Here is a 26891-nt window from a genome sequence, read left to right as displayed (position 1 = left end):
GTGCGCGTCCGCCTACTGTCGGGTGCATCTGGAGATCGCCACCGAATCCGCCCGCCAGGACCGCTCCAACGAGGACTTCGTCGCGGCCAGCCCGAGCGCCGTCCTCCTGCTCGACGGCGCCGGCACCCCGCCCGGATCCGACTGCGGCTGCTCCCAAGGCGTGGCGTGGTTCGTCACCCGGCTCGGCGTCAACCTGCTCGCCGGTGTGACCAACCAGCCCGACCGCGCCCTGACCGACTGCCTCGCGGACGCCATCACCACCACCGCCGCACTGCACGCCGAGTGCGACCTCACCCACCCCGGCACGCCGTGGGCCACCGTCGTCGCGGTCCGCCTCACCGACCAGGACCTCCAGTACCTGGTCCTCGCCGACTCCACCCTGATCGTCGAACACACCGACCCCGCCACCGGACCCGTCGCCATCACCGACGACCGCGAGGCCCTGGTCGGCGCAGCCCTCCGCGGCTCCATGGACGCCGTTCCCACCGGCACTGCCGAACACGGCGACGCCCTCCGCCGCTACGTCGAGGCCATGCGCGCCCACCGCAACCAGCCCGACGGCTTCTGGGTCGCCGCCGCCGACCCCACCGCCGCCCACGCAGCCCTCACCGGCACCGTCCCGCGCACCGAGGCCACCGGCTTCACCATGGTCAGCGACGGCGCCTCCCGCCTGGTCGACCGCTTCCACCTCGCCGACTGGCCCGAGGCCCTCAAGCTCATCCACGACCAGGGCCCGGACGCCCTCATCCGCGCAGTCCGCACCGCCGAACTCGCCGACGCCGACGGCAAACGCTGGCCCCGCGGCAAGGCCCACGACGACACCGCCGTCGCCACCGTCACGCTGTAGTCCGCGAGCCCCGAAGCCCAACCCAAGTCACTGCCGAATTCCGCTCTACAAGGTCAAGGGCGCGCGCCCTGCGCGCGCCGCTGCCCCGCCCCGGGCGGCCGACGCCGGGCGTGCGGGCTGGCGCCCGTTCCCGTCGCGACCGCCCGAACGGGGCAGCAGGGTGGCTGGGGCCGGCGGCTCCGCGGTTTTACCCACCTCCCCGGCCAGGGACCCGCGTCGAACAAGACCGGGGGGCCACTCGGCCACACTGCGGTCAGGCCCAAAAGCCCTGACCGAGCCGCAGCAGCTTACGGCCCCCCGATCATGCCCGAACCCAGACCGGACAGGACACCGGCCAAAAGCGCTCCACCGCCCGCGTGACGACCCCTCACCAGGGGTATTGCCAGGCGGGTAGCCGCCAGGGGAGCATTGCTGTGTCACCTGGAAGACTTATAGCCAGATGGAGAGCCGTTTGAACAGTCCGCAGATCTCGGCGGTGGATGCCTTTCTTAATTCTCCGCCGCCGGAGGATTCGGGAACCGAGACCGCATCGCGATACTACTTTCAATATCAGTGCGCCGCAAGGCATTGCCTTGCAATGATCCTTGGCGGCTCGCTTAAGTCAGTAATTTGCGAGTGGCACACGGACTATTCTCTTGAATACGATAATGGCACCCTTCATCTGGTATCAGTGAAGCACCGTGAACTCAGTGCAGGGCCCTGGCCACTCGCAGATCTATGGGGAAAAGGAGGGTTGAAGAAGCTTTTTGGGCGTTGGCGGGAGAGTCCCGATGGAAGTCGATGCCGACTTGTCACCAATGGGGTAATGAAGGGCGGCAAGGACCGTGCAGTTGAATTGGAGACGGCATGTAAGAATCGCGATCAATCGACCCTGGAAGGGTTTGCAGACGATGCTATGCGACGTCTCTCCTGCTCCAAAGTAGAGGCTATTGAATTCCTAACCTCCCTTGATCTGGAGGTTGGCGTTCCCGATCGCACGACAATGCGAGCCGACTCGATAGTTAACCTTGCGACCAAGATAATTCCAGACTTTAAAGATCGTGGAATTGATCTGAGCAGGGCATGGGATTCTGTTGTCAACCTGGTTGCTTCGGCCTCCCGCGACTTCGATTCTCGAGACTATGCAGATCAGCTTTCGCTCTCGAGTATTGACGGCCTGCATGCGCCTCGGCTCGTTTCTGCCAAGATTCATCGCCGAACGATCACCAAAGAAGACGTGCTGAAGGCCATTTCAGAATCGCCGGCGAGCCCTGCAATTCAAAGAGTGTCCAACATCAAGACAAGGCGCCCCAGGGGAAGATTCTTCGGACGCCAGGATTCCTTGGCCTCAATTAGGGATTCGCTCTCGTCCTTCGGTTCCGACCCTGCTGTTGTTGCGGTCGTAGGAATGAGCGGAGTCGGAAAGACGGAACTTCTTAGGCAATTCATTTCTGCTGCGGGGGACGAAGCTGATTTTGTCTGGTGGATAGTGGGTGAGTCCTGGACCTCGATTGCGTCAGACCTACTTGAGCTCGGATCTGAGCTTGGTATCACTTCTGATTCGCCCCAGCGATCGCTTGATGCAGTTATAGAGCTAGTCGCCAGAAATCATGGCCTTATCGTTATTGATGGGGCGATGGCTGCGCCTGAGATCATCGAATTCGTCGCGCGGGTCGGAAAGTCGCAAGTCTTGGTTTCAAGCACCGATCAGACATGGTCTAATTACGCAGCGGTAATTAACCTAAGGCCGCTTCCGATCGACGACTCGATCCAGCTGCTGAAGTCATCACTGCCAATAGCCGAGGAAGCGGATCTGGAGGCTCTCTCGGTTGCACTTGGAGGCCACCCGCTCGCGCTCTTGCAAGCTGCAGGGTATATCAGTGTGACTGGCCTCTCAGTGGATTCTTATACATCAATTCTGCGCGGCCGTACAAGAGAGCTTATGGCGAGGGCGCTCCCTGTAGAACATATAGGGGTTGCGGCTGCCTGGGATGTCACAGTGGGCAGGCTCAAAGAAGACCATCCGAATGCGCTCACGCTTCTTCAGGTGTTTTCATTCTTCGCGGATCAGGTATTCCCTAAAGAGCTGTTCGGCTGGACGGTCCCGAGTGTCAGGTCAGAGGAGGAGATTAAAGCGGGGGCTCCAGCTGTCTACCGGCAGGGCCTCTCGTATGCCGCTGAGTGTGAATATGACCTGCCGAACCTTAAAGCCCTGCGAACGTTGCTTGCTGACCCCATCCATCTCCACGATGCAATCTTTGCTCTAAGGAAGTTTTCACTGCTTGAGGTGGAAGGGACTGGGCTGAGGTGCCACAGCCTGCTGCAGGCGCTTGCTAGGCAATCGTGCTCCCAAGAAGAGAGTGAAGGGGCACTGCTGACTGCAGCCTACCTGCTCTACAAGGTTACATATCTGGCACCTAATCACTCCGATCACTGGCCTCATTACGCGCACATTCTTCCTCATTTTGAATCAGTCATTGATAGCCTGGCCGGAATAGAGCAGGCGAGGTTCTGCCGGGTCCTATTCTGCACCTCGATCTCCGAATATCTTGGGGCGGTCGGGCTTCGAGCCAGCAGCCTTGGATATTCACAGGAAGCTTTTCGTGAATTCGACTCAATTGGATCTTCGGATATGGAATCAGATTTCTATGTTCGCGGTGTCCTTATGGAGGCGCTGGCCGGCGCAGACATGCTGGACGAAGCCCTTGATCTAGGCAATCACACCCTCAATCGACCTGAGGTTGGGCAGGTGGACGGATTCTCCGTGGCGATTATTAAGAGCCGGATGGCTTCCCTGTATCACCTAAAAGGGGATCTAAAAGGTGCTCTTGCTGCGCTCGAGTCCTGCGAGGCTTCATTTTCCGCGAGTTCCGTGAGCTCCGATTCTCACAGTGTCCTTGCAATTCGTTCCAGTCGTGCTAGCTTGGCGAGAGAACTTGGTGATGCAAAGCTGGCAATTTCAGAATTCCTGCGCTGCATTGATGAGGTTGGCGATAATGCGTCGGGAAGTATGCTATCTACGTTGCATTGCAATCTCTCGTTGTCATATTTGGAGAACGGGGACTTTCGGGCCGCTCTTGATTCCTCATTGGTTGCTCTTGATTATGATCAGAAGATATCTCACGGTGACCACGCAAGTACGGCGAGAGACTGGAATAATGCTGGGCTTGCGTTGTTTGAGCTAGGCCTCATCGAGAAGGCCACTGAAGCATTTTCAAGATCTGCTGAAATTTATGAAGGCCTGGAAGGTTCTCACACTACGAGGTCTCTCACTGCTCAGCTAAATTTGGCTAGGGCCCATGACGCGGCTGGCTCTCACGTCGAGGCCAGGAAGATCATGGAGAATGTCCTCGCCAGGCAGGAGGAGCTTCTTGGTCCAGCACACCGCGAGGTCGCAGTGACGCTGGTTAACCTCGCAACTGTGTACACCTCGCTAGGGCTCAATGCGAACGCTGTCAAGGTGTGCAAGCGGGCTATCGACATCGATAAAGCAGTATATGGGGAGCGTCACCCCGAACTAATAGCAGACCTAAATAACTTCGCAAATTCCCTAATGCGACTGGGGCAGTCCGCAGCCGCCATTAAATGGCTCAGACTTGCACTGGATATCTCTCTGGAATCATTTGGGATCGACAATGTAAGGACTGCTAAATGCCTTGAAGGCCTCGCAAATGTCGAGGCTCTGTGCGGCCAGATTCCTGCGGCTGTGATGAACTTGGGTAAGGCAATTGCCATCTATTGTGGCTCTGTTGGCCCTGAGCACCCTGATGCTCTAAGGGCCGAGAAGACGCTGAGGCTTCTGACGCATAAGTGAATCATGCGATAGGGATGAGAAGGGAAAACCAGTTGCGGCAGCTCTCGGCCGGTGGTTGCTGCTAGGGACCGTGCGCTGACCGTGCCACAGGCGTGCCAGATCGGGCGGTGCATGGCGGTCGGCCGCAGACGCTGGCGGGGCGGTGGTTTGGAAACAGGCAGGTCGGGTGGGCTGCAGGTCGGGGAGGGCGTCGCAGGCCAAGGCTTACAAAGCAGATGTCGGCGGTTCGAAACCGTCCGCGCCCACAGCAGAGAAGGGCCAGTTCGGAGGCAGCGTCCTCCCGAACCGGCCCTTGATCGTTTCTGGGGTTCCTGCTCGCGCCTTGACCGGGTGACTTCAACCGGTACGGCGACCGAACTGGGCCCAGACGCTTCGGCGACGCGCGACTTCGAAGACGGCCGCTGCGCGGTGAGCCTCGAGAATTGGAGGGCGGGAGCCGAGGACACCCGCGATCCGGGTGCCGTCCACCACATCAACACCAGGGCTTCCCTTTTGTGTCAGCGTCCGGGCGCCCACGACGGCGATCACCGGATGCACCGGGACAGCGAGACCGCACCAGCGGTGCAGGAGTTCTGCCGTCCTGCTGCCTTCGAGGCTGGATTTCTCGATGTACGGGTAGCTGTTGCGGTTGACCGTGATCCGCTTGTCCCCGACCCAGACCATGGCGTCGGGGTGGTGCTTGGTGTTCACCGTGAACACCCCGGGTGGCCCGATCACCACGTGGTCGATGTCCGCACCGCTCGGCAGCGGGACGGCGTGCAACACGTACCAGCCGTAGGCCCGAAGCCCGTCGAGCAGCCCACCGACCAGTTTCTCCCCGTCAAGCCCCTTGCTCAGCTCGGAGCGGGTGAGGTCGTCGCCGGAGAGCTTGGCCGCCATGCGCACCAGCCACGTCCGCTTGCTCTCATCAGCCCGGATCATGCCTCGGACTCCCTCGCCCGGGCAGTTCGAAGCAAGGTCGTCCTCGGTCGTGAGCGGCGGCAGAGCGGGCAGCACCACCGGTGGAGAGGTAGGACGAGGAGGTACGAGCGGTGGGACGGGTGGTGGGACGGGTGGCGAGATCTTGTGGACCACGGTCAGCGGTGGGATCGCCCGACCACAGGTCCGGCACCACTCCCTGATCCGATCGAGCGCCGACGATTCATGGGCGGCATCGGTGATCGTGACGACCCCGGTCGGACAGTCCAGCCACGCGACCGCCTGGCCACGGGGACCGGCCAGATTGACGTACAGCCGATCCTTGCCCGCCCGCCGCCACGGTTTGACCGTCAGTTCCGCCACGTTGCCCCCTCCGCTCCGGCCCTGACACGAGATCAGCACGCGGCGCGCACTCTGACAAGAAGGCCGTCGGTCGATCAGGGCGGGGGCGTACGGTTCCGTGATCGGACTGTGGGGTGGGAGATAAGGGGAAGTGGATGGTGGCGGAGAAGTTGTTCGAGGTTGCTTCGGGGTTGCCGGGGGTGACGGACGACGAGGCGTTCGGGCCGGGGGTGACGGTGTTGCAGGTGGAGGGGAAGGTGTTCGCGGTGCTGGGGGAGGAGCGGGTGACGCTGAAGTGTGAGCCGGGGTTGTCGGTGCATCTGAGAGGGCAGTACGCGGCGGTGGGGCTCGGGTACCACATGAACAAGCGGCATTGGATCACGGTTGTGCTGGATTCGACCGTCCCGGACGAGGAGTTGCGGGAGATGGTGGAGCACTCCTGGGAGCGGGTGGTGGCCGGGATGCCCAGGGCGGCGCGGGAGCGGTTGCTGCTGCAGCGGAGCTGACGGGCGGCGGGGTCAGTCGGGTGCTTTGGCCGGGAGGCGCGTGGGTGGGGCCTGTGTTTGGGTGGGCGCACAACGTTCGGGAGAGGTGATCCTCCGTGACCATGCCGCCGTTCGGGTCGAACGACCCGTTCTCGGACCTGCTCAGTCGGTTCTTCGGGATGAGCCCGTTGGCCTCGCCGCCCGCGGTGCAACGGGTGCCGATCGGGCGGCTGTTGAGCGAGTCGGCGCAGGAGTTGCTCGCGGCCGCCGCTCGGCGGGCGGCCGAGGGTGGCGGCAGTGATCTCGACACCGGGCATCTGATGTGGGCGGCCACCCGGGTGGATCCGTCGCGGCGGATGCTGGAGCGGGCGGGGGTGGATCCGGACCGGTTGGCGGGGGAGCTGGGCGAGGCGCTGCCGTCCGGGTCGCGGGCGGCGGGGGAGGAGGGGCGGCCGGCGCTGACGCCGGCGGCCAAGCGGGCGCTGCTGGCGGCGCACGCGCGGTCGCAGGCGGCGGGTGCCTCGTACATCGGGCCGGAGCACATCCTCGGCGCGCTGCTGGAGGAGGAGCGGTCCGGGGCGGGGGCGGCGGTGCGCAGCGCGGCGCCGGACGGGCGGGACCCGGCCGGGGGCGCCGGCGGCGGGCAGCCGAGCGCGACGCCGACGCTGGACGAGTACGGGCGCGACCTCACCGAGGAGGCCCGGGCGGGCCGGCTGGACGCGGTCGTCGGGCGGGCCGAGGAGATCGAGCAGACCGTCGAGATCCTGTCCCGCCGGACCAAGAACAACCCGGTGCTGATCGGTGAGCCCGGGGTCGGCAAGACGGCGATCGTGGAGGGGCTGGCGCAGCGGATCGTCTCGGGGGACGTGCCGCGGACCCTCGGGGAGAAGCGGGTCGTGACCCTCGACCTCACCGCGCTGGTGGCCGGCTCCAAGTACCGGGGCGAGTTCGAGGAGCGGTTGAAGAACGTGATCGACGAGGTCACGGAGGCGGACCAGAGCGTGATCCTGTTCCTCGACGAGCTGCACACCGTGGTCGGCGCGGGCGGCGGGGGAGAGGGCTCGATGGACGCCGGCAACATCCTGAAACCGGCCCTGGCCCGCGGTGAGTTGAGCGTGGTCGGCGCGACCACCCTGGACGAGTACCGCCGGTACGTGGAGAAGGACGCCGCGCTGGAGCGCCGCTTCCAGCCGGTGCTGGTGCCCGAGCCGACGGTGGAGGAGACGGTCGAGATCCTCCGGGGCCTGCGCGACGCCTACGAGGCGCACCACCAGGTGCGGTTCACGGACGAGGCGCTGGACGCGGCCGCGACGCTGTCGGACCGCTACGTCAGCGACCGCTTCCTGCCGGACAAGGCGATCGACCTGCTGGACCAGGCGGGTGCGCGGGTGCGGCTGCGCAGCCTGGGCGGTTCCACGGCCGCGGTGCCGGTGCGGGACCGGATCACCAAGCTGCGCCGCGAGTTGGAGGAGGCGGTGGCGGAGGAGGAGTTCGTCCGGGCCGCCAATCTGAAGACCGAGCTGCGGCAGACCGAGGACGAGCTGGCGGCGGTCGCCGAGGACCGCGAGGAGGTCGTGGAGGTCACCGCGGACGACATCGCGCAGGTGCTCTCGGGCCGGACGGGCATCCCGGTCGCCGAGCTGAACGCGACCGAGCGGGAGCGGCTGCTCCGGCTGGAGGAGCACCTGCACGAGAAGGTGATCGGGCAGGACCGGGCGGTCACCGCGGTGGCCCAGGCGGTCCGTCGGGCCCGGGCCGGGATGGGTGATCCGGACCGCCCGACCGGCTCCTTCCTGTTCCTCGGCCCGACCGGTGTCGGCAAGACCGAGCTGGCCAAGGCGCTGGCCGCGCTGCTGTTCGGCGACCCGGACCGGATGATCCGCTTCGACATGAGCGAGTTCCAGGAGAAGCACACCGTCTCCCGGCTGGTCGGCTCCCCGCCCGGGTACGTCGGTTACGACGAGGCCGGCCAGCTCACCGAGGCGGTGCGCCGCAAGCCGTACAGCGTGCTGCTCTTCGACGAGGTGGAGAAGGCCCACCCGGACGTCTTCAACCTGCTGCTCCAGGTGCTGGACGACGGCCGGCTGACGGACGCCCAGGGGCGTACGGTCGACTTCCGCAACACCGTGCTGATCATGACGAGCAACATCGGCTCGCAGCGGATCCTCGACCACGCGGGCGATGTGGAACAGATCCGGGACGACCTGATGCGGGATCTGCGCGCGAAGTTCCGGCCGGAGTTCCTCAACCGGATCGACGAGGTGATCGTCTTCCACGCGCTCACCCGCAAGGACCTGCTGCAGGTGGTGGACCTGATGCTGGACCGCACCCGGCGCCGGTTGAAGGCCCAGGACGTCGACCTGGAGGTGACCGACCAGGCCAGGGAACTGCTGGTGAACCTCGGCTACCAGCCGGCGTTCGGGGCCCGGCCGCTGCGCCGCACCATCCAGCAGGAGCTGGACAACCGGATCTCGGACCTGCTGCTGGACGGCACGGTCGGGGAGGGGGACACACTGGTCGCGGACGCGTCGGACGGCCGGCTGACGGTGGCGCTGGCGCATCCGGAGCCCGAGTCGGAGCGTCCCGAGCCGGCACGCCCCGAGCCGCCGCGTCCCGAGCCGGCGCGTCCCGAGTCGGCGGCGGAGTAACCGGGCAGGCGCGCCGGGGACCCGGACACCCCGGCGCGCGACGCCTCACGCGTCCGGGAACACCTCGCGCAGCAGCGGGTCCGGCAGGCCGCGCCGCCCCCACTCGCGCGGGTAGCCGAGCGACACCTCCTCGAACGGCACCCCGTCGTACTCGGTCCGCCGGGGGATGTGCAGGTGCCCGTAGATCATCGTGGCGGTGTTGAACCGGAGGTGCCAGTCCGCGGTCAGCTCGGTGCCGCACCACTGGGCGAACTCGGGGTACCAGAGGATCTCGGTGGGCCGGCGGACCAGCGGGTAGTGGTTGACCAGGACCAGCGGCAGTCCGGGGTCGTGCTCGACGAGGCGCTTCTCGGTCAGCCGGACGCGCTCGCGGCACCAGGAGTCGCGGTCCGGGTACGGGTCGGGGTGCAGGAAGCGCTCGTCCGCGCAGACCACGCCGGTCTCGTAGGCGGCCGCCAGGGACTCCTCCTTGGTGGAGGTGCCGGGGGCCCGGAAGCTGTAGTCGTAGAGCAGGAACAGCGGGGCGACCGCGACCGGGCCGCCCGCGCCGGTCCACACCGGGTACGGGTCCTCGGGGGTCACCACGCCCAGCTCGCGGCACATGTCCACCAGGTGCTGGTAGCGCTCGACGCCGCGCACCTGCACCGGGTCGTTGGGGTGGGTCCACAGCTCGTGGTTGCCGGGGGCCCAGACGACCTTGGCGAAGCGTTCGGCCAGCAGCCCCAGGGCCCAGCGGATGGTGGTGGTGGACTCGGACACGTCGCCGGCCACGATCAGCCAGTCGTCGGGCGAGCCCGGGCGCAACTGCTCCACCAGGTCGCGGTTCTGCTGGTAGGAGACGTGCAGGTCGCTGACCGCGAGCAGCCGGCCTCCGGTCGGTCCGAGCCGTGTGTCGTCCGTGCGGTGGTCGCCGGTCATGTCAGCCCCCCAGATGGTCTTCCTGCCGTCCCGATCACAGTACCGGGGTCCGGCGGCCGGAACACGGCCCTCTGGCCCGGGGGGCCGCGACAGGACCCTTGACAGGGCGTCATGTCCGCGCCAGCTTTGGGGCACCCCCACGCCGAGAACACCGAGAGGTCTCTCATGAAGAAGCCGCTCATAGGCACGGCCGCCGCGCTCCTGTTCGCCGGGGCGACCGCCCTGGCGGGCGCCCCCGCCGCGACCGCGTCCACCGCCGCCACGAGCACGAGCACGACCGCGACGTCGCCGCAGGCCGCGAAGGCCGCCGCCGTCACGTTCGCCGGGACGGTGGCGCTGAGCAACTGCTCCGGCTCGCTGGTCCGGTTCCCCGCCTCGACCGCCAACGACCCGGCCCTGGTGCTCTCCAACGGCCACTGCCTGGAGTCCGGCATGCCCGGCCCCGGCCAGGTGGTCACCAACCAGACCTCCAGCCGCAGCTTCACCCTGCTCAGCGCGAGCGGCGGATCGCTCGGCACGGTGAAGGCCAGCAAGATGGTCTACGGCACCATGACCGACACCGATGTGTCGATCTACCAGCTGAACACCACCTATGCCGCGATCCAGTCGCGCTACGGCATCGCCCCGCTGACGGTCGCGGCCACCCACCCCGTCCAGGGCAGCTCGATCAAGGTCGTCTCCGGGTACTGGAAGAAGATCTACTCCTGCTCGGCCGACGGCTTCGCCTACCGGCTCAAGGAAGCGGACTGGACCTTCAAGGACTCCCTCCGCTACACCTCCACCTGCAACGTCATCGGCGGCACCTCCGGCTCCCCGGTGGTCGACGCCAACAGCGGGCAGGTCGTCGCGGTGAACAACACCATCAACGAGGACGGCCAGCGCTGCACCCTGAACAACCCGTGCGAGGTGGACCAGAACGGCGTGGTGACCGTCCGCCGGGGCATCGGCTACGCCCAGGAGACGTACCTCATCCCCGCCTGCTTCGGCGCCGGGAACAAGCTCGACCTCACCAGGGCCGGCTGCACCCTGCCGCGCCCCTGACCTGCGCTTCTTCCCCGATGGGCCATCCGCGACCGGCGGGTGGCCCATTCGGCCGTCTACCGGACGGCCGGTCCGCCCGGCGGCGGCGCGCCGACTGCCGGAGAGTTCGGACCAGAACACCGCACAGTTCCGTTGACCCGATGGAGAGTTGATGACCACCACGATCAGAAGGCTGCTGGGCGCCGTTCTGCTGATACCGCTGCTCGGCCTCGGCCTGGCCCCGACGGCACTCGCCGGGCCCACCGGGACGGTTGGCACAGCCGGGACGACTGCCGCGGCCGGGGCGAATGGCACCGCTGCGGCGACCGGTACGGCCGCGGCGTCCTCGGCGGCCGACGACCCGTCGGCCGACATCAAGGACCGGCTGGCCGGGATCCCCGGCATGACCGTCACCGAGGAGCAGCCCACCACCACCGGCCACCGGTACTTCCTGCTCACCTACACCCAGCCGATCGACCACGCCCGCCCCTGGCTGGGCACCTTCCAGCAGCGGCTGAGCGTGCTGCACCGGGGCTACGACCGGCCGACCGTGTTCTTCACCAACGGCTACACGCTGCGCACCACGCCCTCCCGCACCGAGCCGGCCCGGCTGGTCGACGGCAACCAGGTCTCCATCGAGTACCGCTACTTCACGCCGTCCCGCCCCGAGCCCGCCGACTGGAGCAAGGCCGGCATCAAGCAGGCGGCCACCGACGCGCACCGGATGATCACCGCGCTGAAGCGGATCTACCACCAGGAGTGGCTGTCCACCGGCGGCTCCAAGGGCGGCATGTCCTCCACCTACCACCGGCGCTTCTTCCCGGACGACGTGGCCGGCACCATCGCCTACGTCGCCCCGAACGACGTCGACGAGCGCGAGGACTCCGCGTACAGCCGGTTCTTCCGCGAGGTCGGGACCCCGGAGTGCCGGGCCGCGCTGACCGCCACCCAGCGTGAACTGCTGGCTCGCCGCGACCGGCTGGAGCCCCGCTACGCCGCCGACAACGCCGCCGCCGGCTCCACCTTCACCACCATCGGCAGCGCCGACAAGGCGTACGAGCTGGCCGTACTGGACTCGGTCTGGGCGTTCTGGCAGTACAGCCTGGCGGCCGACTGCGTGAACGTCCCGGGCGCCGCCGGCACCGACGACGCGCTGTACGCCTGGCTCGACACCCAGTCCGGCATCACTGGCAACAGCGACCAGTCGCTCGCCGGGTACACCGCGTACTACTACCAGGCCGGCACCGAGCTGGGCTCGCCCTCCTTCGACGTCTCGGCCCTCAAGGGCCTGCTGCACTACGACTACAAGGAGCTGTACGCGCCGCGCACCTATGTGCCGCGCTCCATCCCGATGCGCTTCGACCCGTCCGCGATGCGCGACATCGACCGCTGGGTGCGGAACTCGGCCGAGCGGATCATCTACGTCTACGGCCAGAACGACCCGTGGGGCGCCGAGCCGTTCCGTCTCGGACGGGGCAGTGAGGACAGCTACGTCTACACGGTGCCGGGGGGCAACCACGGCTCCAACATCGCCAAGCTGCCGGCCGGCGAGTCGGCGGCGGCCACCGCGAAGGTGCTGGAGTGGGCCGGTCTCGGCGCGGACGCCTCGGCCCGCGCGCTGACCGGGCAGTACCAGGTGCCGCCGATCGGCCCGCTGGACATCGAGGGGCTGAAGCAGGACCGCGTCCGGCTGTAGTCCGGACCGCCCGCGGTCGCGGGACCCGGGACCGTACGAAGCGAGGGCCGCCCGGCGGACGGGCGGCCCTCCGCCGTTCCGGGGTCCGCGCCGCGGCCCGCCGCCCGCCGCCCGCCGGCGACCCCCGGGCCCGCGTCCGATGCCTCCCCGAAGCAGTGAATCGGTGCTTCAATACTTCCATGGCCTACCGTCGCACCCCCGCCGTGCAAGCCCGCCTGGACGCCCAGCGCGAGGCGGTGCTCCAGGCCGCGGTGGGCCTGCTCGCCGAGCGCGGCTACGGCGGCTGCAGCATGGCCGCGGTGGCCGAGCGGGCCGGTATCGCCACCGGCTCGATGTACGGGCACTTCGCGAACAAGGCCGAACTCTCGGTCGAGCTCTTCCGCCGGGTGGTCACCCGGGAGGTGGCCGCCGTGCACGAGGCCGTCGCCCGGCACGACACCCCCCGGGACCGGATCGCGGCCGTCGTGGAGACCTTCGCCGCCCGCGCCCTGCGCGCCCCCCGGCTCGCCCACGCCCTGCTGGTCGAACCGGCCGACACCGTGGTGGACGCCGAGCGCCTGGTCTTCCGCCGCACCTTCCGCGATGTGCTCGCCGCCGAGATCGCCACCGCGCTCGCCGCCGGGCGGCTGCCGCCCCAGGACCCGCAGCTGACCGCCGCCGCGATCGTCGGCGCCACCGCCGAGGCCCTCACCGGCCCGCTCGCCGCGGTACCCCCGCTCGCCGCGGTACCCCCGCACGGCCCCGGAGCCCCCGACGCCGTGGTCCCCGCCCTCGTCTCCTTCACCCTCCGAGCGCTTGGAGAACGCGATGACAGCGACGCATGAGGTCACCAACCAGGCCCCGCCCCCGTACGGGCACGACACCGCCGCCGACCCCGCGCTGCTCGCCGCCCTGCACCGGGCCGGCGCCGGCTGGGCCGAGCCCGAACTGCACGCCCTCGGCCGGCTGGCCGGCTCCGAGCAGGCCGCCGAGTGGGGGCGGCTGGCCAACGAGCACCCACCGGTGCTGCGCACCCACGACCGCTTCGGCCACCGGATCGACGAGGTCGAGTTCCACCCGTACTGGCACGAGCTGATGCGCACCGCCGTCGGCCACGGCCTGCACGCCGCCCCCTGGCGGGACGACCGGCCCGGCGCGCACACCGCCCGCGCCGCCAGGTTCCACGTCTGGAGCCAGGTCGAGGCCGGCCACACCTGCCCCGTCTCGATGACCTACGCCGCCGTTCCCGCGCTGCGCGCCACCCCCGCGCTGGCCGCCGAGTTCGAACCGCTGCTCGCCGCCACCGAGTACGACTTCGGGCTGCGCGAGCCGCACGGCAAGCGCGGTCTGATCGCCGGCATGTCGATGACCGAGAAGCAGGGCGGCTCGGACGTCCGTGCCAACACCACGACCGCCGTCCCGCAGCCCGACGGGAGCTACCGGCTCACCGGCCACAAGTGGTTCACCTCGGCGCCGATGTCCGACCTCTTCCTCACCCTCGCCCAGGCGCCGGGCGGGCTCAGCTGCTTCCTGCTGCCGCGCGTCCTGCCGGACGGCAGCCGCAACCGGCTCCGCCTCCAGCGGCTCAAGGACAAGCTCGGCAACAAGTCCAACGCCTCCGCCGAGGTCGAGTACGAGGAGGCGTACGGCCGGCTGGTCGGCGAGGAGGGGCGCGGGGTGCGGACCATCATCGAGATGGTCAACATGACCCGGCTGGACTGCACGATCGGCGCCGCCTCCGGGATGCGGCTCGGGGCCACCCGGGCCGTCCAGCACGCCCTGCACCGCCGGGCGTTCGGCCGGGCGCTGGTCGACCAGCCGCTGATGCGCAATGTGCTCGCCGACCTCGTGGTGGAGTCCGAGGCGGCCACCACCGTGGCGATGCGGCTCGCCCAGGCCACCGACGCCGCCCTCGCCGGGGACGAGCGGGAGGCGCTGGTCCGCCGGCTCGGCCTGGCCGTCGCCAAGTACTGGGTCTGCAAGCGCGGTCCGGCGCACGCCGCCGAGGCCCTGGAGTGCCTGGGCGGCAACGGCTACGTCGAGGAGTCCGGCATGCCCAGGCTCTACCGGGAGGCGCCGCTGGTCTCGATCTGGGAGGGCTCCGGCAACGTCGCCGCCCTGGACGCGCTGCGCGCCATGGCCAAGCACCCGGAGACCGTCGACGCCCTCCTCGGCGAGCTGGACGCGGCGGCGGGCGCCGACCGCAGGCTCGACGCGGCCGTCGCCGGGCTGCGCAAGCAGCTGACCGACCTCGACCAGCTGGAGTACCGCACCCGCCGGCTGGTGGAGGCGATGGCGCTGGCCTTCCAGGGCTCGCTGCTGGTCCGGTACGGGGACCCGGCGGTCGCCGACGCGTTCTGCGCCTCCCGGCTCGGTGGCGACCACGGTGCCGCGTTCGGCACCCTGCCGCCCGGCCCGGACGTCGCGGCGATCATCGACCGCGCCCGGCCGGTGCCCGCCGTATGAGCGGACCCGACCCGGTGGCCGCCCCCGTTCCCGCCCCCGTTCCCGCCGCCGAGCCGGCCCCCGTTCCCGCCGCCGAGCCGGCCGGGGTGCGCGCCTTCTGGCAGCACCTCGGCCTGCCCGGCCTGATCGACGTCCACACCCACTTCATGCCGAAGAACGTGCTCGACAAGGTGTGGGCGTACTTCGACGCCGCCGGCCCGCTGACCGGCCGCCCCTGGCCGATCGCCTACCGCGAGGCGGAGGAGCAACGAGTCGCCCGGTTGCGGGAGTTCGGCGTCCGGGCGTTCACCGCGATGCTCTACCCGCACAAGCCGGGGATGGCCGAGTGGCTGAACGCCTGGGCCGCCGGCTTCGCCGCCCGCACCCCCGACTGCCTGCACACCGCGACCTTCCACCCCGAGCCCGGCGCGCCCGGCTATGTGGCCCGGGCGCTCGCCGACGGCGCCCGGGTGTTCAAGGCGCACCTCCAGGTCGGCGGCTACGACCCGGCGGACGAACTGCTCGACGAGGTCTGGGGACTGCTCGCCGAGACCGGCACGCCGGTGGTCACCCACTGCGGTTCCGGACCCGTCCCGGGCAAGCACACCGGCCCCGGCCCGATCGGCGCGGTGCTCGCCCGGCACCCCCGGCTGGTCCTGGTGGTGGCCCACCTCGGCCTGCCCGAGTACACCGAATTCCTCGACCTCGCCGAGCGGTACCCCGGTGTCCGGTTGGACACCACCATGGCGTTCACCGACTTCTCCGAACGGGAGACCCCCTTCCCGCCCGCCGAGCTGCCCCGGCTGCGCGCCCTCGGGGACAAGGTCCTGCTCGGCAGCGACTTCCCCAACATCCCCTACCGGTACGGGCACCAGCTGGACGTGCTGGACCGGCTCGGGCTGGGGGAGGACTGGCTGCGTGCCGTCTGTCACGACAACGCGGCTGCGCTGCTCCGGATCTGACTGTCAGTCAACGTCGTTCAGCAGGGGGAGGGCCCGCCCGTGGAGGCCCGGCGCCGCGGCCAGGAAGGCGTCCGCGGCGGGCGTCCACGGGGCCCCGGCGGTGTCCGTGACCGCCGCTCCCGCCTCCGCCGCGACCAGTGCGCCGGGCAGCAGATTGGCCGCGTCCGCGCCGAACTCCCAGAACAGGCCCAGGTGTCCGGAGCCGACCTGGGCCACCTGGAGCGAGGTCGGTCCCAGATTGCGGACGGCCAGCACCGCGCCCGCCACCGCCGACAGCGAGGCGCCCGCCCGGCGCAGCGCCACCGGGTCGGCGGCGACCGTCGGCGGCTGGCTGGTCCCGGCCACCGCCGCCGCCAACTCCCGCTCCACGGCGGCGATCGGCCGCCCGTCCAGCTCGGCGCCGCCGCCGCGCACCGCCCGGTAGGTGCGGGCGCCGAGCTGCGGCGCGTGCACCACGGCCAGCACCGCCGCGCCGTCGCGCACCAGGGTCGCGGTCACCGCCCACTGCGGCATGCCGAGCAGGAACTGCACCGCGCCGTCGACGGCGTCGCACAGCCACCACTCGCCCTCGGCCGGCACCGCGCAGTGGAGCTCGTCCTCCACCCAGCCCGCCGCCGGGCGCAACACGCCCAGCCGTGCGCGGAGTTCGGCAGCCGCCGGGTCGTCGAACGCGGCGAACCGCGCCATCGCCCCGGCCAGGCCGGGCTCCGGGCAGGGCTCGGCCGGCCGCCGTTCGGCCAGCCGCGCGCCGACCTCGCGGACCGCCGCCTCCACGGCCGGCAGCAGCGTCCGCAATTCCCGCACCTCGATGTCGCCCATGGTCCCTCTCCCGTTCCTCGTGGCCACGTGGTCATGTGGTCACGTGGTCAAGGAGTACCGTCGGAGCGCCCGGACAGGACGTCCGGAGCGGACGGACGACGGAGATCGGACACCATGGACGCCGCTGCTGCTGATCCGGACACCGTGCTGGACACCCTGGACCGCCGGCTGGTCTGCGCGCTCCAGGTGAACGGCCGGGCCGGGGCCGGGAGGATCGCCGAGGTGCTCGGCGTCTCCCCGCGCACGGTCACCCGCCGGCTCGTCCGGCTCCAGCAGACCGGCCTGGTCCGGGTGGTCCGGATGCCCGATGCCGGGAACGCGGCGGTCGGCGCGCTGCTGCTGCGGATCCGGGTGCTGCGGGGCAAGGGTGACGCCGTCGCCGGGGCGCTGGCCGAACGGCCGGACGTGCCCTTCGTCGACGTCATGCTCGGCGGCCAGGAGGTCGGCGCGGTGATGCTCGCCGGAGCGGGCGCCCGCGACCGGCTGCTGTACGGGCAACTGCCCGCCACCGCCGCGGTCACCGAGACCACCGTCCACGCCGTGCTGCACGCCTTCGCGGACGCCGGCCAATGGCGCTCCGGCCATCTGGAGGAGGCGGAGGCGGCCCTGCTCGCCGAACTCCCGGCCGCCCGCCCCGCCGCCGGGGGCGTGCCGCTGGACGCGCTGGACCGCGACCTGCTGGCCAGGCTCGGCGAGGACGCCCGGCAGTCGCACGCGATGCTGGCGGCGGCGGCCGGCACCCCCGAGTCCACCGTCCGGCGCCGGCTGCACCGGCTGGACGGGGCGGGGCTGCTGCGCACCCATGTCACCGTCGACCCGCGGCTGTTGGGGCTCGCGGTGGACGCCAACCTGTGGCTGGACGTGCCGCCGGGCCGGCTCGCGGCCGTCGGCGCGGCGCTGGGCCGGCACCCGCAGGTGCACGGTGTGTTCGCGACCAGCGGGCCGGCCAATCTGATGGCCGCGGTGTTCTGCCCGGACCACGGGGGCCTCTACCGGTTCGTCACGGACACTCTGGGCCCGCTCGGTGTGGACCGCGCCGAGACGGCGATCGTCGCGCGGGCGGTCAAGCGCGCGGGCGTGCCGCTGCGGCCGCCGGGCGCCGAGGTACTCCGGCCGCGCGCCCAGCGGTTCTGATCCGGCCGACACCCGCCCGGGCGCGGGGCAGGACCCCGGAGGAGGACGGATGACCCCGGAGGTAATCGACGGCCGTCCGGCCGCCCGGCACAGTGGTGCCCACCCCGGAGGCGGAGCGCCGACCGGGAACCCACCCCACTGCCGGAGGTCGATCCGCCATGTCCGCCCACACCGTCACCACCGCCCGTCGCACCGCCCCCGCCTCCTGGACGGCGCTGCGCCGGTTCCTCGCCCTCGACGCCGTGGTCAGCGGCGGCAACGGCCTCGCCTACCTGGCCTTCTCCGGCCCGCTCGGCGACCTGCTGGGGGTGGGCCGCTCGACCCTGCTCGAACTCGGCGCCGTGCTGACGGTGTTCGGCCTGGCGGTCGGCCTGCTGGCCACCCGTCCGCAGCCGTCGCGGACCGCGGTGCGGGCGGTGATCGACATCAACCTGGGCTGGACGGCGCTCAGCGTGCTGGCGATGGAGCTGTGGTTCGAGCCGAGCACCGCCGGTTACGTCTGGATCCCCCTGCAGGCCGGCACCGTCGCACTCTTCGCCGTCCTCCAGTTCACCACCCTGCGCCGGATCCCGGCCTGACCGCACGCCCGCCCGCCGGAAGGGTCCTACCGCTCCGCCCCCACGGCGGCCTGGAGGAACACGACCGTCTCCGTGTCGGCCGGGAGGAAGGCCTCCAGGGCCAGTTCGGAGACGGTCACGTCCATCGGCGTGTTGAAGGTCGCGATCGTCGACAGGAACGACAGCACCCGCCCCTCGTGCGCGATCCGCAGCGGGAGCGCGAACGGGAACAGCTCGGTGAGGTCCTCCTCGGCCTCCTGTGCCACGCCCGGTGGCTCCGGGTAGGCCCGCACCTCCTCCAGCAGCGCCCGCAGCGGCGCCGAGCGGACCAGCCCGAGCTGCCGCTCCATCCGCTCCAGCAGGTGCCGCCGCCACTGCCGCAGGTTCACGATCCGTGGCGCGAGCCCCTCCGGGTGCAGCGTGATCCGCATCGCGTTCAGCGGCGGCTCCAGCAGGTGCGGCGCGACCCCCGCCAGCAGCAGCCCGAGCGCCCGGTTGGCCGCGAGCACCTGGAAGGACCCGTCGACGACCAGCGCCGGGTAGGGGTCGTGGGCGGCGAGCAGCCGTTCCATACCGGAGCGCAGCGCCGCCATCGAGGGATCGTCCAGCCGCTTCTCCGGGTAGAGCGGCGCGAAGCCGGCGGCCAGCAGCAGCGCGTTGCGCTCCCGCACCGGGACGTCGAGGTGCTCGGCGAGCCGGAGCACGAGGTCCTGGCTGGGCCGGGCGCGGCCGTTCTCGACGAAGCTGATGTGCCGGGCCGAGGAGTCGGCCAGCAGGGCGAGCCGCAGTTGGCTGAGCCGCCGCCGTTCCCGCCAGCCGCGCAGCAGCGGCCCTATTCCCGTCCCGGTGCCGGGCCCCATCCCCGCCATGATCGTCATGGCCGGACAGTACTACTGTCGGTGCCGCGGCGGTCCGGGCAGTACTACTGCCGACGCCGGGGCGGTCAGGCGCCGGTGGTCGATCCCGGCCGGACGATCATCAGCACCACCACGGCCGCCCAGAGCAGGTTGAACACGCCCGCCGTCATCGGCAGTTGCTTCAGTCCGCGGACGGCTCTGCCGTGCTCGGCCGAGCCGGGCTCCAGGGCGAGCGCGTCGACCGCGGCCTGCTGCGCGGGCAGCACGAACAGCAGCAGCGCGAGGGCGGCGACGGCGGTCAGCACCATGGAGGCGATCAGCCAGGACTGCCCGAGCACGTCCATCACCTGGGCGAGCCCGATGCCGAGGACCGGCACCGCGATCCCGAGCAGCGCGTAGACCTGGGTGATCCGGTGCAACTGCCGCAGCATGCCGGCGTCGGCCGCCTGCTCGGGCCCGCCGGCCAGCGCGGCGCCCGCCCGGCGCGGGAACATGCTGACGGCCACGGCCACCGGGCCGATGAACAGCACCGAGGCGAGGACGTGCAGGCTCAGCAGGAATTTGGCCATGGCGGGCACCCTTGCGGTTCAGCGGGGCGGCCCGGCGGCGGTCGCGGCGCGGGCAGCCGGGGCGGACGGTTCTCATCGCCCCGTCCAGGACGCTAACACCGCTTATCCGACCGCCTTCCACCCAGGTCGGAGCCGCCGCAGGCCCCGGGTCGGAGCAGCCACCCACGTCGGAGCCGCCGCAGCCCCCGGGTCAGAGCGCGGACAGCTCCACCACCCGCGGCGGGAGCCCGCAGACCGCCGCGACGGCCGCGCCGTGCGACTCGTCGGCCCAGTCGAGCAGCTCCAGGTCCTCGAAGCGACCGAGCAGCGGACGGCCGCCGGGCAGGTCGAGCGGCAGCCCGGAGAGGTCGACGGCGGCGAGGCCGTCCAGGGTGGTCCGGCCGACCTTGATCAGCGCCTCCTTGCGGACCCACAGCCGCAGGAAGGCGCGCGCCGGGTCGGCGTGCGCCCGGACCTGCCGCAGCTCCTCCTCGGCGAGCACCCGGGGGGCGACGTCGAGCAGGGTGCCGCCCCGGTCGGTGAGCTCGACGTCGACGCCGATCGGCCGGTGCCCGGCGGCGGCGGCGACCACGCCCTTGGTGTGCGAGAGGCTGACCGAGATCCCGGCGTGGTCGGGCAGGTAGGGCTTGCCGTGGTCGCCCTTGCCGCAGTCGGGGCAGTGCTGCGCGAGCGTCAGCGAGGCCGCCGGGACGCCGAGCAGCCGGGCCGCGCAGAGCCGGACCAGGATGTGCCCGGCGGTGAAGTCGACCCGCCCCGACTCGTACCGGAAGCGGGCCGCGCGCTCCTTCTCGACCCCGGTGAGCAGGTGCTCCCCGGCCTCGGGGTGGCGCAGCACGTCGGCGCTCGCGGCGACGGTGGCGATCGCGTCGGTCGTGCGGGCCGCGTCGGAGGTCCTGTCGGCGGAAGTCATGGCTCCAACCTAGCGGGGGCCGCGCGTGGCCCGGAAGGACACGGTCGGCTCGTCCGACCGGAGCATTTTCGGATCGCCGCTGATGGTCTGTAAGGTACGGATGGTCCGATTTAGTAGGGAATTCCCTGTATATCGGGATTCTCCGCAATGGGACGAGATGATCGGGAATCGACTGGAATCTGGCAGGTGCTGCTCCACCTGCCTTTCTCTGTGCGGAGGAATGTGCCGATGGGTCAGGGTCAGAGAACCGGTGCGCCGGACCGCAGCAGGACCACCGTGGAGCGTCCGCCGTCCCCCAGGGGGCGGACGACCGTCCGGGTCGCGGTGGCGACCGCCGTCGCCGTATTGCCCCTGGCGGCGGTGCTGACGGTGGGTTCGGCCGCTCCGCTGGCCCCGCCGCTGGGGCCGTGCAGCGGACCGGACTGCCCCGCCGTCTGGCCGACGCCGCCGAACAACGGCGACTTCGCCGGCCGGGACGCCTCCCTCACCGTCTTCACCGGCGGCAACTACCTGGTGGCCGGCCGGGCAGCCGAGGCCGAGGGCAGGATCGTCACCCTCGGGAACTTCGAGATCAACAAGAGCGAGGGCGGCGGCGCCTTCAACGCGGGTGTGGTCGGCGTCGGCTCGCGGGTGGTCCCGCCGAACGGCAGCGACTTCCTGACCGTCGGCGGCAACGTCACCGTCCAGCCCGGCAACAGCCTGCTGATCGGCGGTAGCGACTCCAAGGGCGAGGCCTTCGGCAACCTGCGGTACGCGGGCACGCTCACCGGCACGGTCGCCATCGACCCGACCGGCCAGGCGATCAAGGACGCCGACGCGGCCGCCCCGTACCGGTCGGTGCTCACGCAGATCGAGGAGGTCTCCTCCTGTGTCGGCCGGGCGGCCGCCACCGGCACCGTCGCCGTCACCAGCAGTGAGGCGACCTTCACCGGCGACGGGACCAGCATGAAACAGGTCTTCAACGTCCCCGGGAACCTGGCCTCGCCGACCGGCGGGCAGATCGGCCTGGTGTTCAACAACATCCCGGCCGGCGCCACCGTCGTGGTCAACATGCTGGCGGACAACCCGGTGATCAACACCTACACCGGCACCGGCCTGGCGGGCGACCAGACCACCGAGATGCGCTCCCGGCTGATGTGGAACTTCCCCACCTCCACCGGCGCGCAGATCCTCGGCAGCGCGCAGTTCCAGGGCTCCGTGATGGCCGGCAACCCGGCCGGCACCACGACCATCACCATGCCGGGCATGAACGGCCGGGTCTACCTGGCCGGCAACCTGGTCCAGAACGGCAGCGGCGGCTACGAGATCCACAGCTACCCGTTCGACGGGGACCTGCCGGAGTGCGAGGTGACGCCGAGTCCCTCGCCCACCTCGCCGTCGCCCTCGCCGACCTCCCCGACGCCGACCCCGACCCCGACCCCGACCGAGACCACCACCTCGCCGGCGCCGACCTCGCCCAGCCCGGTCACCCCGACCAGCACCTCCCCGGCGCCGACGTCCCCGACCCCGACCTCACCGACGCCGACCACCGGCTCCGCCGTCCCGACCACCCCGACCACCTCGCCCAGCTCCTCCAGCGCGGCGCCCACCAGCCACGGCCCGTCGAGCCACGGTCCCAGCAGTCACGGTCCGACCGGTCACCACCCGGCGCCCGGCCACGGCGGCGGGGGCGGCCAGCTGCCCGCCACCGGCGCGGGCAGCGCCCCGGTGGTCCTCGGCCTGGCGGGCGTGGGCCTGCTCGGCCTCGGCGCCCTCGCCGTCCTGGCCGCCCGTCGCCGGGGCCGCCACAGCTGACGCGAGCGCCGACGGCAGTACCCCAGCAGTACCCCGGGCCGCCCGGTCACTCCGACCGGGCGGCCCGGGGCCGTCGGCGGGGGCTCGAGGACGCGTCCCGGGCCGGCCGGGCGGCGGAGTTCAGCCCCCCGCTCGGCCCGGCCAGCCGTCGAGGCCCGCCGTCAGCAGACCGAAGGCCGCCGTCACCGCGGCCACGACCCGCGCCCGGACGGCGTCCACCGGCTCGCCGGCCACCATGCCCCGGCGGACCTCCGCCAGGGCCGCCCGGTGCGCCCCGGCCAGCGCGCCCGCCACCAGTCGGGGCAGCGGATCGCCGGGCGCCGTACCGGCCTCCTCGGCGAGGGCCCCGGCCAGTGCCTCCTCGGCGCGCTCGCCGAGCTCCAGCAGCCGGGCCCGGAGCGCCGGGCTGTCCTCGACCGTCCGCCAGAACGCCGCGGCCCGCGGGTCCAGCCCGTACGTCGGCTCGGTCGCGTCCAGCCCGGCCAGGAGTTCGGCCCGGACGGCGTCCACGGGGGAGCTGCCGGGCGGCCGCTCGCGCACGACCAGGGCCAGCCGGGAGACCACCTCCTCCTGCCGGTCGAAGAAGAGGTCCTCCTTGGTGGGGAAGTAGTTGAACACCGTGTTGACGGCCACGCCGGCGGCCCGGGCCACCTCGGCCACCGTGACCCGTTCGAACCCGTGCTCGGCGAACAGTCCGGTCGCGGTGTCGGCGAGCAGGGCCCGGGTCTGCCGCTTCTTCTCCTCGCGAAGTCCCATAAGGGAATCATAGTGCCGCTCCAAACTTGCAGTGACACCAAGAATTTCGGCTACGGTGGGGCCATGACCTTCACCTTCGGCGTCTATCCCGGCGGCCTGCTCGGCGACGAGAGCCGCGTGATCACCCCGGTCCGCCCGGACGACCCGGCGCGGATCACCGCCGCGCTGCGCGAACTCCAGGGCGCCGCACCGGCCCTGCTGGTCCGCGCCTACCGCTCGTACCCGCCGGGCCCGGCCCTGCCGCCCACCCCGGCCGAGCCGGAGCGGTACCTCGGCGAGGGGCGCCGGCTCGACCTGGTGCTCCAGTACCGCGGCCCCGGCGAACGGCCGGACGGCTGGACCGACTTCGTCCGGCACACGGTCCGCACCGAGGGCGGGCGGATCGGCACCCTGCAGATCTGCGAGGAGCCGAACGTCGACTCGCCGGTACTCGACGGCTCCGCCCCGGGCGTCCTGCGGGCGCTGGTCGACGGGGTGGTCGCGGCCAAGGAGGAGGCGCTCGCCCTCGGCCTCGACCTCGCCGTGGGGTTCAACGCGGCCTTCAGCCCGGACCCGGCCGAGCCGTTCTGGTCCGCGCTCGGCGAACTCGCCGACGAGCGGTTCCACCGCGCGCTCGACCACGTCGGCCTGGACTTCTTCCCGGACGTCTTCCGGCCGGTCCCCGCCGGGGTGCTAGGGGCGGCGGTCACGGCGGTGCTCACCGGCTTCCGGAGGGAGACCGTGGTCCGGGCCGGGATCGGGGCGGCGGTGCCGATCAGGGTGTGCGAGAACGGCTGGCCGACCGGCCCGGACCGCCCCGAGCAGCGGCAGGCCGAGGTGGTCGAGGAGGTGGTCCGGACGGTCGCCGGGCTCGCCGGGGAGCTGAACCTCACCGGCTACGGCCACTTCGGCCTGCGCGACGCGGACAGCGCGGGGCCGGGCCTGTTCCACCACTTCGGCCTGCTCCGTGACGACTACACCCCCAAGCCGGCCTTCGCCGTCTACGGAGGGCTGGTCCAGGAGCTGACTGTGCTGTGACGTGAGCGCCGTGACGCGAACGGCCTGACGCGAACGCCGTGACGCGAACGCCCTGGCGCGAACGGCCCGCACCCGGAACCCGGGCGCGGGCCGTTCGCGGGGCCGTTCGCGTCACGAGGGGCTCAGGTCACCTCGCCGCGGCGCGAGAAGCGCTCGTCCTTCCACTCGCCGCTCGCCAGCACCTCGGCGAGGTGCCGCGCGGCGTCCCACACCTCGGTGTGCGAGAGGTAGAGCGGGGTGAAGCCGAAGCGCATGAGGTCCGGCGCGCGGAAGTCCCCGACCACCCCGCGGGCGATCAGCGCCTGCACCACCGGGTAGCCGTCGGCGTGCCGCAGCGCCACCTGGCTGCCGCGCCGCCCGTGCTCGCGCGGGGTGACCACCTCGATCCCGTCGAGGTCCTCGACCAGGGCGATGAACAGATCGGTCAGCGCCAGGCTCTTCGCCCGGACGGCGGCCCGGTCGGCCCGCTCCCAGATGTCCAGCGAGGACTCCAGCGCGGCCTGGCCGAGCAGCGAGGGCGAGCTGGTGAGGAAGCGGCCGATGCCGTCCTTGGGCTCGTAGCCGGGCTCGAAGGCGAACGGGCGGGCGTGCCCGAACCAGCCGCTCAGCGGCTGCGGCGGCCCGGCCGCCAGGTGCCGCTCGGCGACGTAGAGGAAGGCCGGCGAACCGGGGCCGCCGTTCAGGTACTTGTAGGTGCAGCCGACCGCGAAGTCCGCTCCGCTCGCACCGAGTTCGACCGGCAGCGCGCCCACCGAGTGGCAGACGTCCCAGATCATCAGCGCCCCGGCGGCCCGCACCCGGGCGGTGATCCCGGGCATGTCGAGGAGTTCACCGGTCCGGTAGTCCACGTGCGAGAGGACGACCGCGGCGACGTCCCCGTCCAGGTGCGCGTCCAGCTCCGCCGGGTCGACCAGCAGGCTGCGGGCGCCGGGGACCAGCCCGGTCACGCCCTCGGCGATGTAGAGGTCGGTCGGGAAGGCCGCCCGGTCGCCGAGCACCGCGGAGCGGCCCGGCCGCAGCCGCAGCGCCGCCGTCAGCACCTTGAAGAGGTTCACCGAGGTGGTGTCGCAGACCACCACCTCCTCGGGCGCGGCGCCGACCAGCGGGGCGATCCGCCGGCCCAGCCGGTACGGCTGCTCGAACCAGCCCGCGTCGTTCCAGCTGCGGATCAGCTCGCGGCCCCACTCCTCCTCGACCACCGCCCGCACCCGTTCGGGGGTGCGGACCGGCAGCGCGCCGAGCGAGTTGCCGTCCAGGTAGACCACCCCCGGCGGCAGCGAGAACTCCTTGCGGAACGCCGCCAGCGGATCGGCGGCGTCCAGCGCCGCGCACTCCTCGCGCGTGATCATGCCCTGCCCTTTCCCGTTCCTCGTTCGTGCCCGCGGCTCCGTGCCCGCGGCTGCGTGCCCGCGGCGCGTGGCCAGGCGCCCGTCCGGGCGCCTGGCCCGGCCGGTTCCTGCCCCCGGTTCCGGCCCCCGGTTTCTGCCCCGGTTCCTGCCCGGCCGGTGCCGGTCACATACCGTCCCGGATCTCCCACAGCTCGGGGAAGACGTCCTGCTCGGCGGAGCGGCGCAGCCAGCTCAGGCCGCTGGAGCCGCCCGACCCCGGCTTGGCGCCCATCGCCCGCTTGACCGCCATCAGGTGGCGGTGGCGCCAGCGGGTCACCCGCTCGGCGACGTCCAGCAGCGCCTCGGCCAGCGGGCGCAGCTCGGCGTACCCGTCCTCGGCGTAGACCCGCCGCCAGGCCGCGGCGACGGCCTCGTCGCTCTGGTGGCGCCGCTCGGAGACGGTGTCCGGCAGCTCCAGGCCGCGCCGGGCCAGCAGCGCGAGCGCGTCGTCGTACAGGCCGGGGGAGCGCAGTACCTCGGTCAGCTCGGCGAGCGCCTCCGGGCTGTCGTCGTACATCCGCAGCAGCGCGGCGTTCTTGTTGCCGAGCAGGAACTCCAGGTGCACGAAGGCCGAGGACTGGAAGCCCGAGGCCTCGCCGAACACCGAGCGGAAGGAGTTGAACTCCTGCGGGGTCATCGTGGCCAGCAGGTCCCAGGACTCCGCCAGCACGTCCTGGACGTGGGTGCCCCGGCGCAGCGCGGCCAGCGCGCCCGGCAGGTCGTCCGCGCGCAGCGCCCGCTGGGCGAGCGTCCACTCGTGCCGCAGCAGGCCGAACAGCAGCTCCATCACCTGGGTGGTGACGATGAACGACAGCTCGGCCGGGGCCTCGCTGAGCGGCTGCTGCAGGCTGTGCAGTTCGTCCAGCCGGGCGTAGCGCGCGTACGGGGTGCCCCGAACCGGCTCCCCGGCCCGGCCGAACGACAGGTTGGGCTTCTCCACCGTGTCGTGCCCCATACCGATCCCTCCTGAAGTCACCGGCGGCGGGACCACCGGACGGGCCCGGGATCCGGTCCCGTCGCCCCGGTCCTCACCGGGG

General features: G+C 71.1%; 22 protein-coding genes. 13 read left to right on the top strand and 9 right to left on the bottom strand.

The window, feature by feature from the left end; translation table 11 throughout:
* The first annotated feature begins 22 nt into the window (after nt 1-22).
* Both SM793_RS21845 and SM793_RS21840 read left to right on the top strand, forming a co-directional pair.
* Nucleotides 23-847 (top strand): protein phosphatase 2C domain-containing protein, encoded by an 825-nt coding sequence (locus tag SM793_RS21845; RefSeq protein WP_320439938.1) that lies wholly within the window; start codon nt 23-25, stop codon nt 845-847.
* A 451-nt stretch (nt 848-1298) separates the two neighbouring features.
* On the top strand, nt 1299-4640 hold the full coding sequence (locus SM793_RS21840; protein ID WP_320439937.1) for a dsDNA nuclease domain-containing protein: 3342 nt from the start codon (nt 1299-1301) through the stop codon (nt 4638-4640).
* A gap of 336 nt (nt 4641-4976) precedes the next feature.
* On the opposite strand, the gene SM793_RS21835 is transcribed toward SM793_RS21840, so the two are convergent.
* Nucleotides 4977-5921 carry a nuclease-related domain-containing protein gene (locus SM793_RS21835; protein ID WP_320439936.1) on the bottom strand — a complete coding sequence of 315 codons (945 nt, stop codon included), beginning with the start codon at nt 5919-5921 and terminating at the stop codon, nt 4977-4979.
* A 134-nt stretch (nt 5922-6055) separates the two neighbouring features.
* Here SM793_RS21835 and SM793_RS21830 point away from each other — a divergent pair, with 134 nt between their 5' ends.
* The gene (locus tag SM793_RS21830) at nt 6056-6406 is read left to right on the top strand and encodes an MmcQ/YjbR family DNA-binding protein (RefSeq protein WP_320439935.1); all 351 of its coding nucleotides are present in this window, start codon (nt 6056-6058) and stop codon (nt 6404-6406) included.
* 101 nt (nt 6407-6507) lie between these two features.
* Nucleotides 6508-9033 carry an ATP-dependent Clp protease ATP-binding subunit gene (locus SM793_RS21825; RefSeq protein ID WP_413816011.1) on the top strand — a complete coding sequence of 842 codons (2526 nt, stop codon included), beginning with the start codon at nt 6508-6510 and terminating at the stop codon, nt 9031-9033.
* A 45-nt stretch (nt 9034-9078) separates the two neighbouring features.
* Here the strand turns inward: SM793_RS21825 and SM793_RS21820 are convergent, their stop codons facing one another.
* Nucleotides 9079-9951 carry a metallophosphoesterase gene (locus SM793_RS21820; protein ID WP_320439933.1) on the bottom strand — a complete coding sequence of 291 codons (873 nt, stop codon included), beginning with the start codon at nt 9949-9951 and terminating at the stop codon, nt 9079-9081.
* 165 nt (nt 9952-10116) lie between these two features.
* Here SM793_RS21820 and SM793_RS21815 point away from each other — a divergent pair, with 165 nt between their 5' ends.
* From SM793_RS21815 to SM793_RS21795, 5 genes are all read left to right on the top strand, one after another.
* Complete coding sequence (locus tag SM793_RS21815; RefSeq protein ID WP_320439932.1) at nt 10117-10992, top strand: serine protease; 876 nt, start codon at nt 10117-10119, stop codon at nt 10990-10992.
* A 151-nt stretch (nt 10993-11143) separates the two neighbouring features.
* Nucleotides 11144-12667 (top strand): S28 family serine protease, encoded by a 1524-nt coding sequence (locus tag SM793_RS21810; RefSeq protein WP_320439931.1) that lies wholly within the window; start codon nt 11144-11146, stop codon nt 12665-12667.
* Nucleotides 12668-12846: 179 nt separating this feature from the next.
* Nucleotides 12847-13491 carry a TetR/AcrR family transcriptional regulator gene (locus SM793_RS21805; RefSeq protein WP_320439930.1) on the top strand — a complete coding sequence of 215 codons (645 nt, stop codon included), beginning with the start codon at nt 12847-12849 and terminating at the stop codon, nt 13489-13491.
* Nucleotides 13475-15112 carry an acyl-CoA dehydrogenase family protein gene (locus SM793_RS21800; RefSeq protein WP_320439929.1) on the top strand — a complete coding sequence of 546 codons (1638 nt, stop codon included), beginning with the start codon at nt 13475-13477 and terminating at the stop codon, nt 15110-15112. The genes SM793_RS21805 and SM793_RS21800 overlap by 17 nt, the downstream gene beginning before the upstream one ends.
* A complete protein-coding gene (locus SM793_RS21795) occupies nt 15109-16053 on the top strand; it encodes an amidohydrolase family protein (RefSeq protein ID WP_320439928.1) in 945 nt (314 codons plus the stop codon). The genes SM793_RS21800 and SM793_RS21795 overlap by 4 nt, the downstream gene beginning before the upstream one ends.
* A 3-nt stretch (nt 16054-16056) precedes the next feature.
* Here SM793_RS21795 and SM793_RS21790 read toward each other — a convergent pair whose 3' ends face one another.
* Nucleotides 16057-16872 (bottom strand): inositol monophosphatase family protein, encoded by an 816-nt coding sequence (locus SM793_RS21790; RefSeq protein ID WP_320439927.1) that lies wholly within the window; start codon nt 16870-16872, stop codon nt 16057-16059.
* Nucleotides 16873-16986: 114 nt separating this feature from the next.
* On the opposite strand from SM793_RS21790, the gene SM793_RS21785 reads away from it, so the two are divergent.
* Both SM793_RS21785 and SM793_RS21780 read left to right on the top strand, forming a co-directional pair.
* The gene (locus SM793_RS21785) at nt 16987-18006 is read left to right on the top strand and encodes an Lrp/AsnC family transcriptional regulator (protein ID WP_320439926.1); all 1020 of its coding nucleotides are present in this window, start codon (nt 16987-16989) and stop codon (nt 18004-18006) included.
* A 158-nt stretch (nt 18007-18164) separates the two neighbouring features.
* Nucleotides 18165-18584, top strand: coding sequence for a hypothetical protein (locus SM793_RS21780; RefSeq protein WP_320439925.1), 420 nt, complete (start codon nt 18165-18167; stop codon nt 18582-18584).
* A 26-nt stretch (nt 18585-18610) separates the two neighbouring features.
* Here the strand turns inward: SM793_RS21780 and SM793_RS21775 are convergent, their stop codons facing one another.
* From SM793_RS21775 to SM793_RS21765, 3 genes are all read right to left on the bottom strand, one after another.
* Entirely contained in the window at nt 18611-19441 is an 831-nt protein-coding gene (locus SM793_RS21775) for a helix-turn-helix transcriptional regulator (protein ID WP_320439924.1), read from the bottom strand.
* A 65-nt stretch (nt 19442-19506) separates the two neighbouring features.
* Nucleotides 19507-19989 carry a DUF2269 family protein gene (locus tag SM793_RS21770; RefSeq protein WP_320439923.1) on the bottom strand — a complete coding sequence of 161 codons (483 nt, stop codon included), beginning with the start codon at nt 19987-19989 and terminating at the stop codon, nt 19507-19509.
* A gap of 190 nt (nt 19990-20179) precedes the next feature.
* Nucleotides 20180-20899, bottom strand: coding sequence for a 4'-phosphopantetheinyl transferase family protein (locus SM793_RS21765; RefSeq protein WP_320439922.1), 720 nt, complete (start codon nt 20897-20899; stop codon nt 20180-20182).
* Between the two features lie 228 nt (nt 20900-21127).
* Between SM793_RS21765 and SM793_RS21760 the strand changes: the two genes are divergently transcribed.
* Entirely contained in the window at nt 21128-22693 is a 1566-nt protein-coding gene (locus SM793_RS21760) for a choice-of-anchor A family protein (protein WP_320439921.1), read from the top strand.
* Between the two features lie 120 nt (nt 22694-22813).
* Here the strand turns inward: SM793_RS21760 and SM793_RS21755 are convergent, their stop codons facing one another.
* Entirely contained in the window at nt 22814-23449 is a 636-nt protein-coding gene (locus tag SM793_RS21755) for a TetR/AcrR family transcriptional regulator (protein ID WP_320439920.1), read from the bottom strand.
* 63 nt (nt 23450-23512) lie between these two features.
* Here SM793_RS21755 and SM793_RS21750 point away from each other — a divergent pair, with 63 nt between their 5' ends.
* Nucleotides 23513-24466, top strand: a complete 954-nt coding sequence (locus SM793_RS21750) for a hypothetical protein (RefSeq protein WP_320439919.1) — start codon at nt 23513-23515, stop codon at nt 24464-24466.
* Nucleotides 24467-24588: 122 nt separating this feature from the next.
* On the opposite strand, the gene kynU is transcribed toward SM793_RS21750, so the two are convergent.
* A complete protein-coding gene (kynU, locus tag SM793_RS21745) occupies nt 24589-25815 on the bottom strand; it encodes a kynureninase (RefSeq protein WP_320439918.1) in 1227 nt (408 codons plus the stop codon).
* A 163-nt stretch (nt 25816-25978) separates the two neighbouring features.
* Nucleotides 25979-26809 (bottom strand): tryptophan 2,3-dioxygenase, encoded by an 831-nt coding sequence (locus tag SM793_RS21740; protein WP_320439917.1) that lies wholly within the window; start codon nt 26807-26809, stop codon nt 25979-25981.
* Between the last annotated feature and the right edge of the window lie 82 nt (nt 26810-26891).

It is taken from the genome of Kitasatospora purpeofusca (assembly GCF_034043715.1).
Lineage (GTDB): Bacteria > Actinomycetota > Actinomycetes > Streptomycetales > Streptomycetaceae > Kitasatospora > Kitasatospora purpeofusca_A.
The sequence above is the reverse complement of the archived record's forward strand: the minus strand, read 5'-3'. Positions and strand labels throughout refer to the sequence as shown.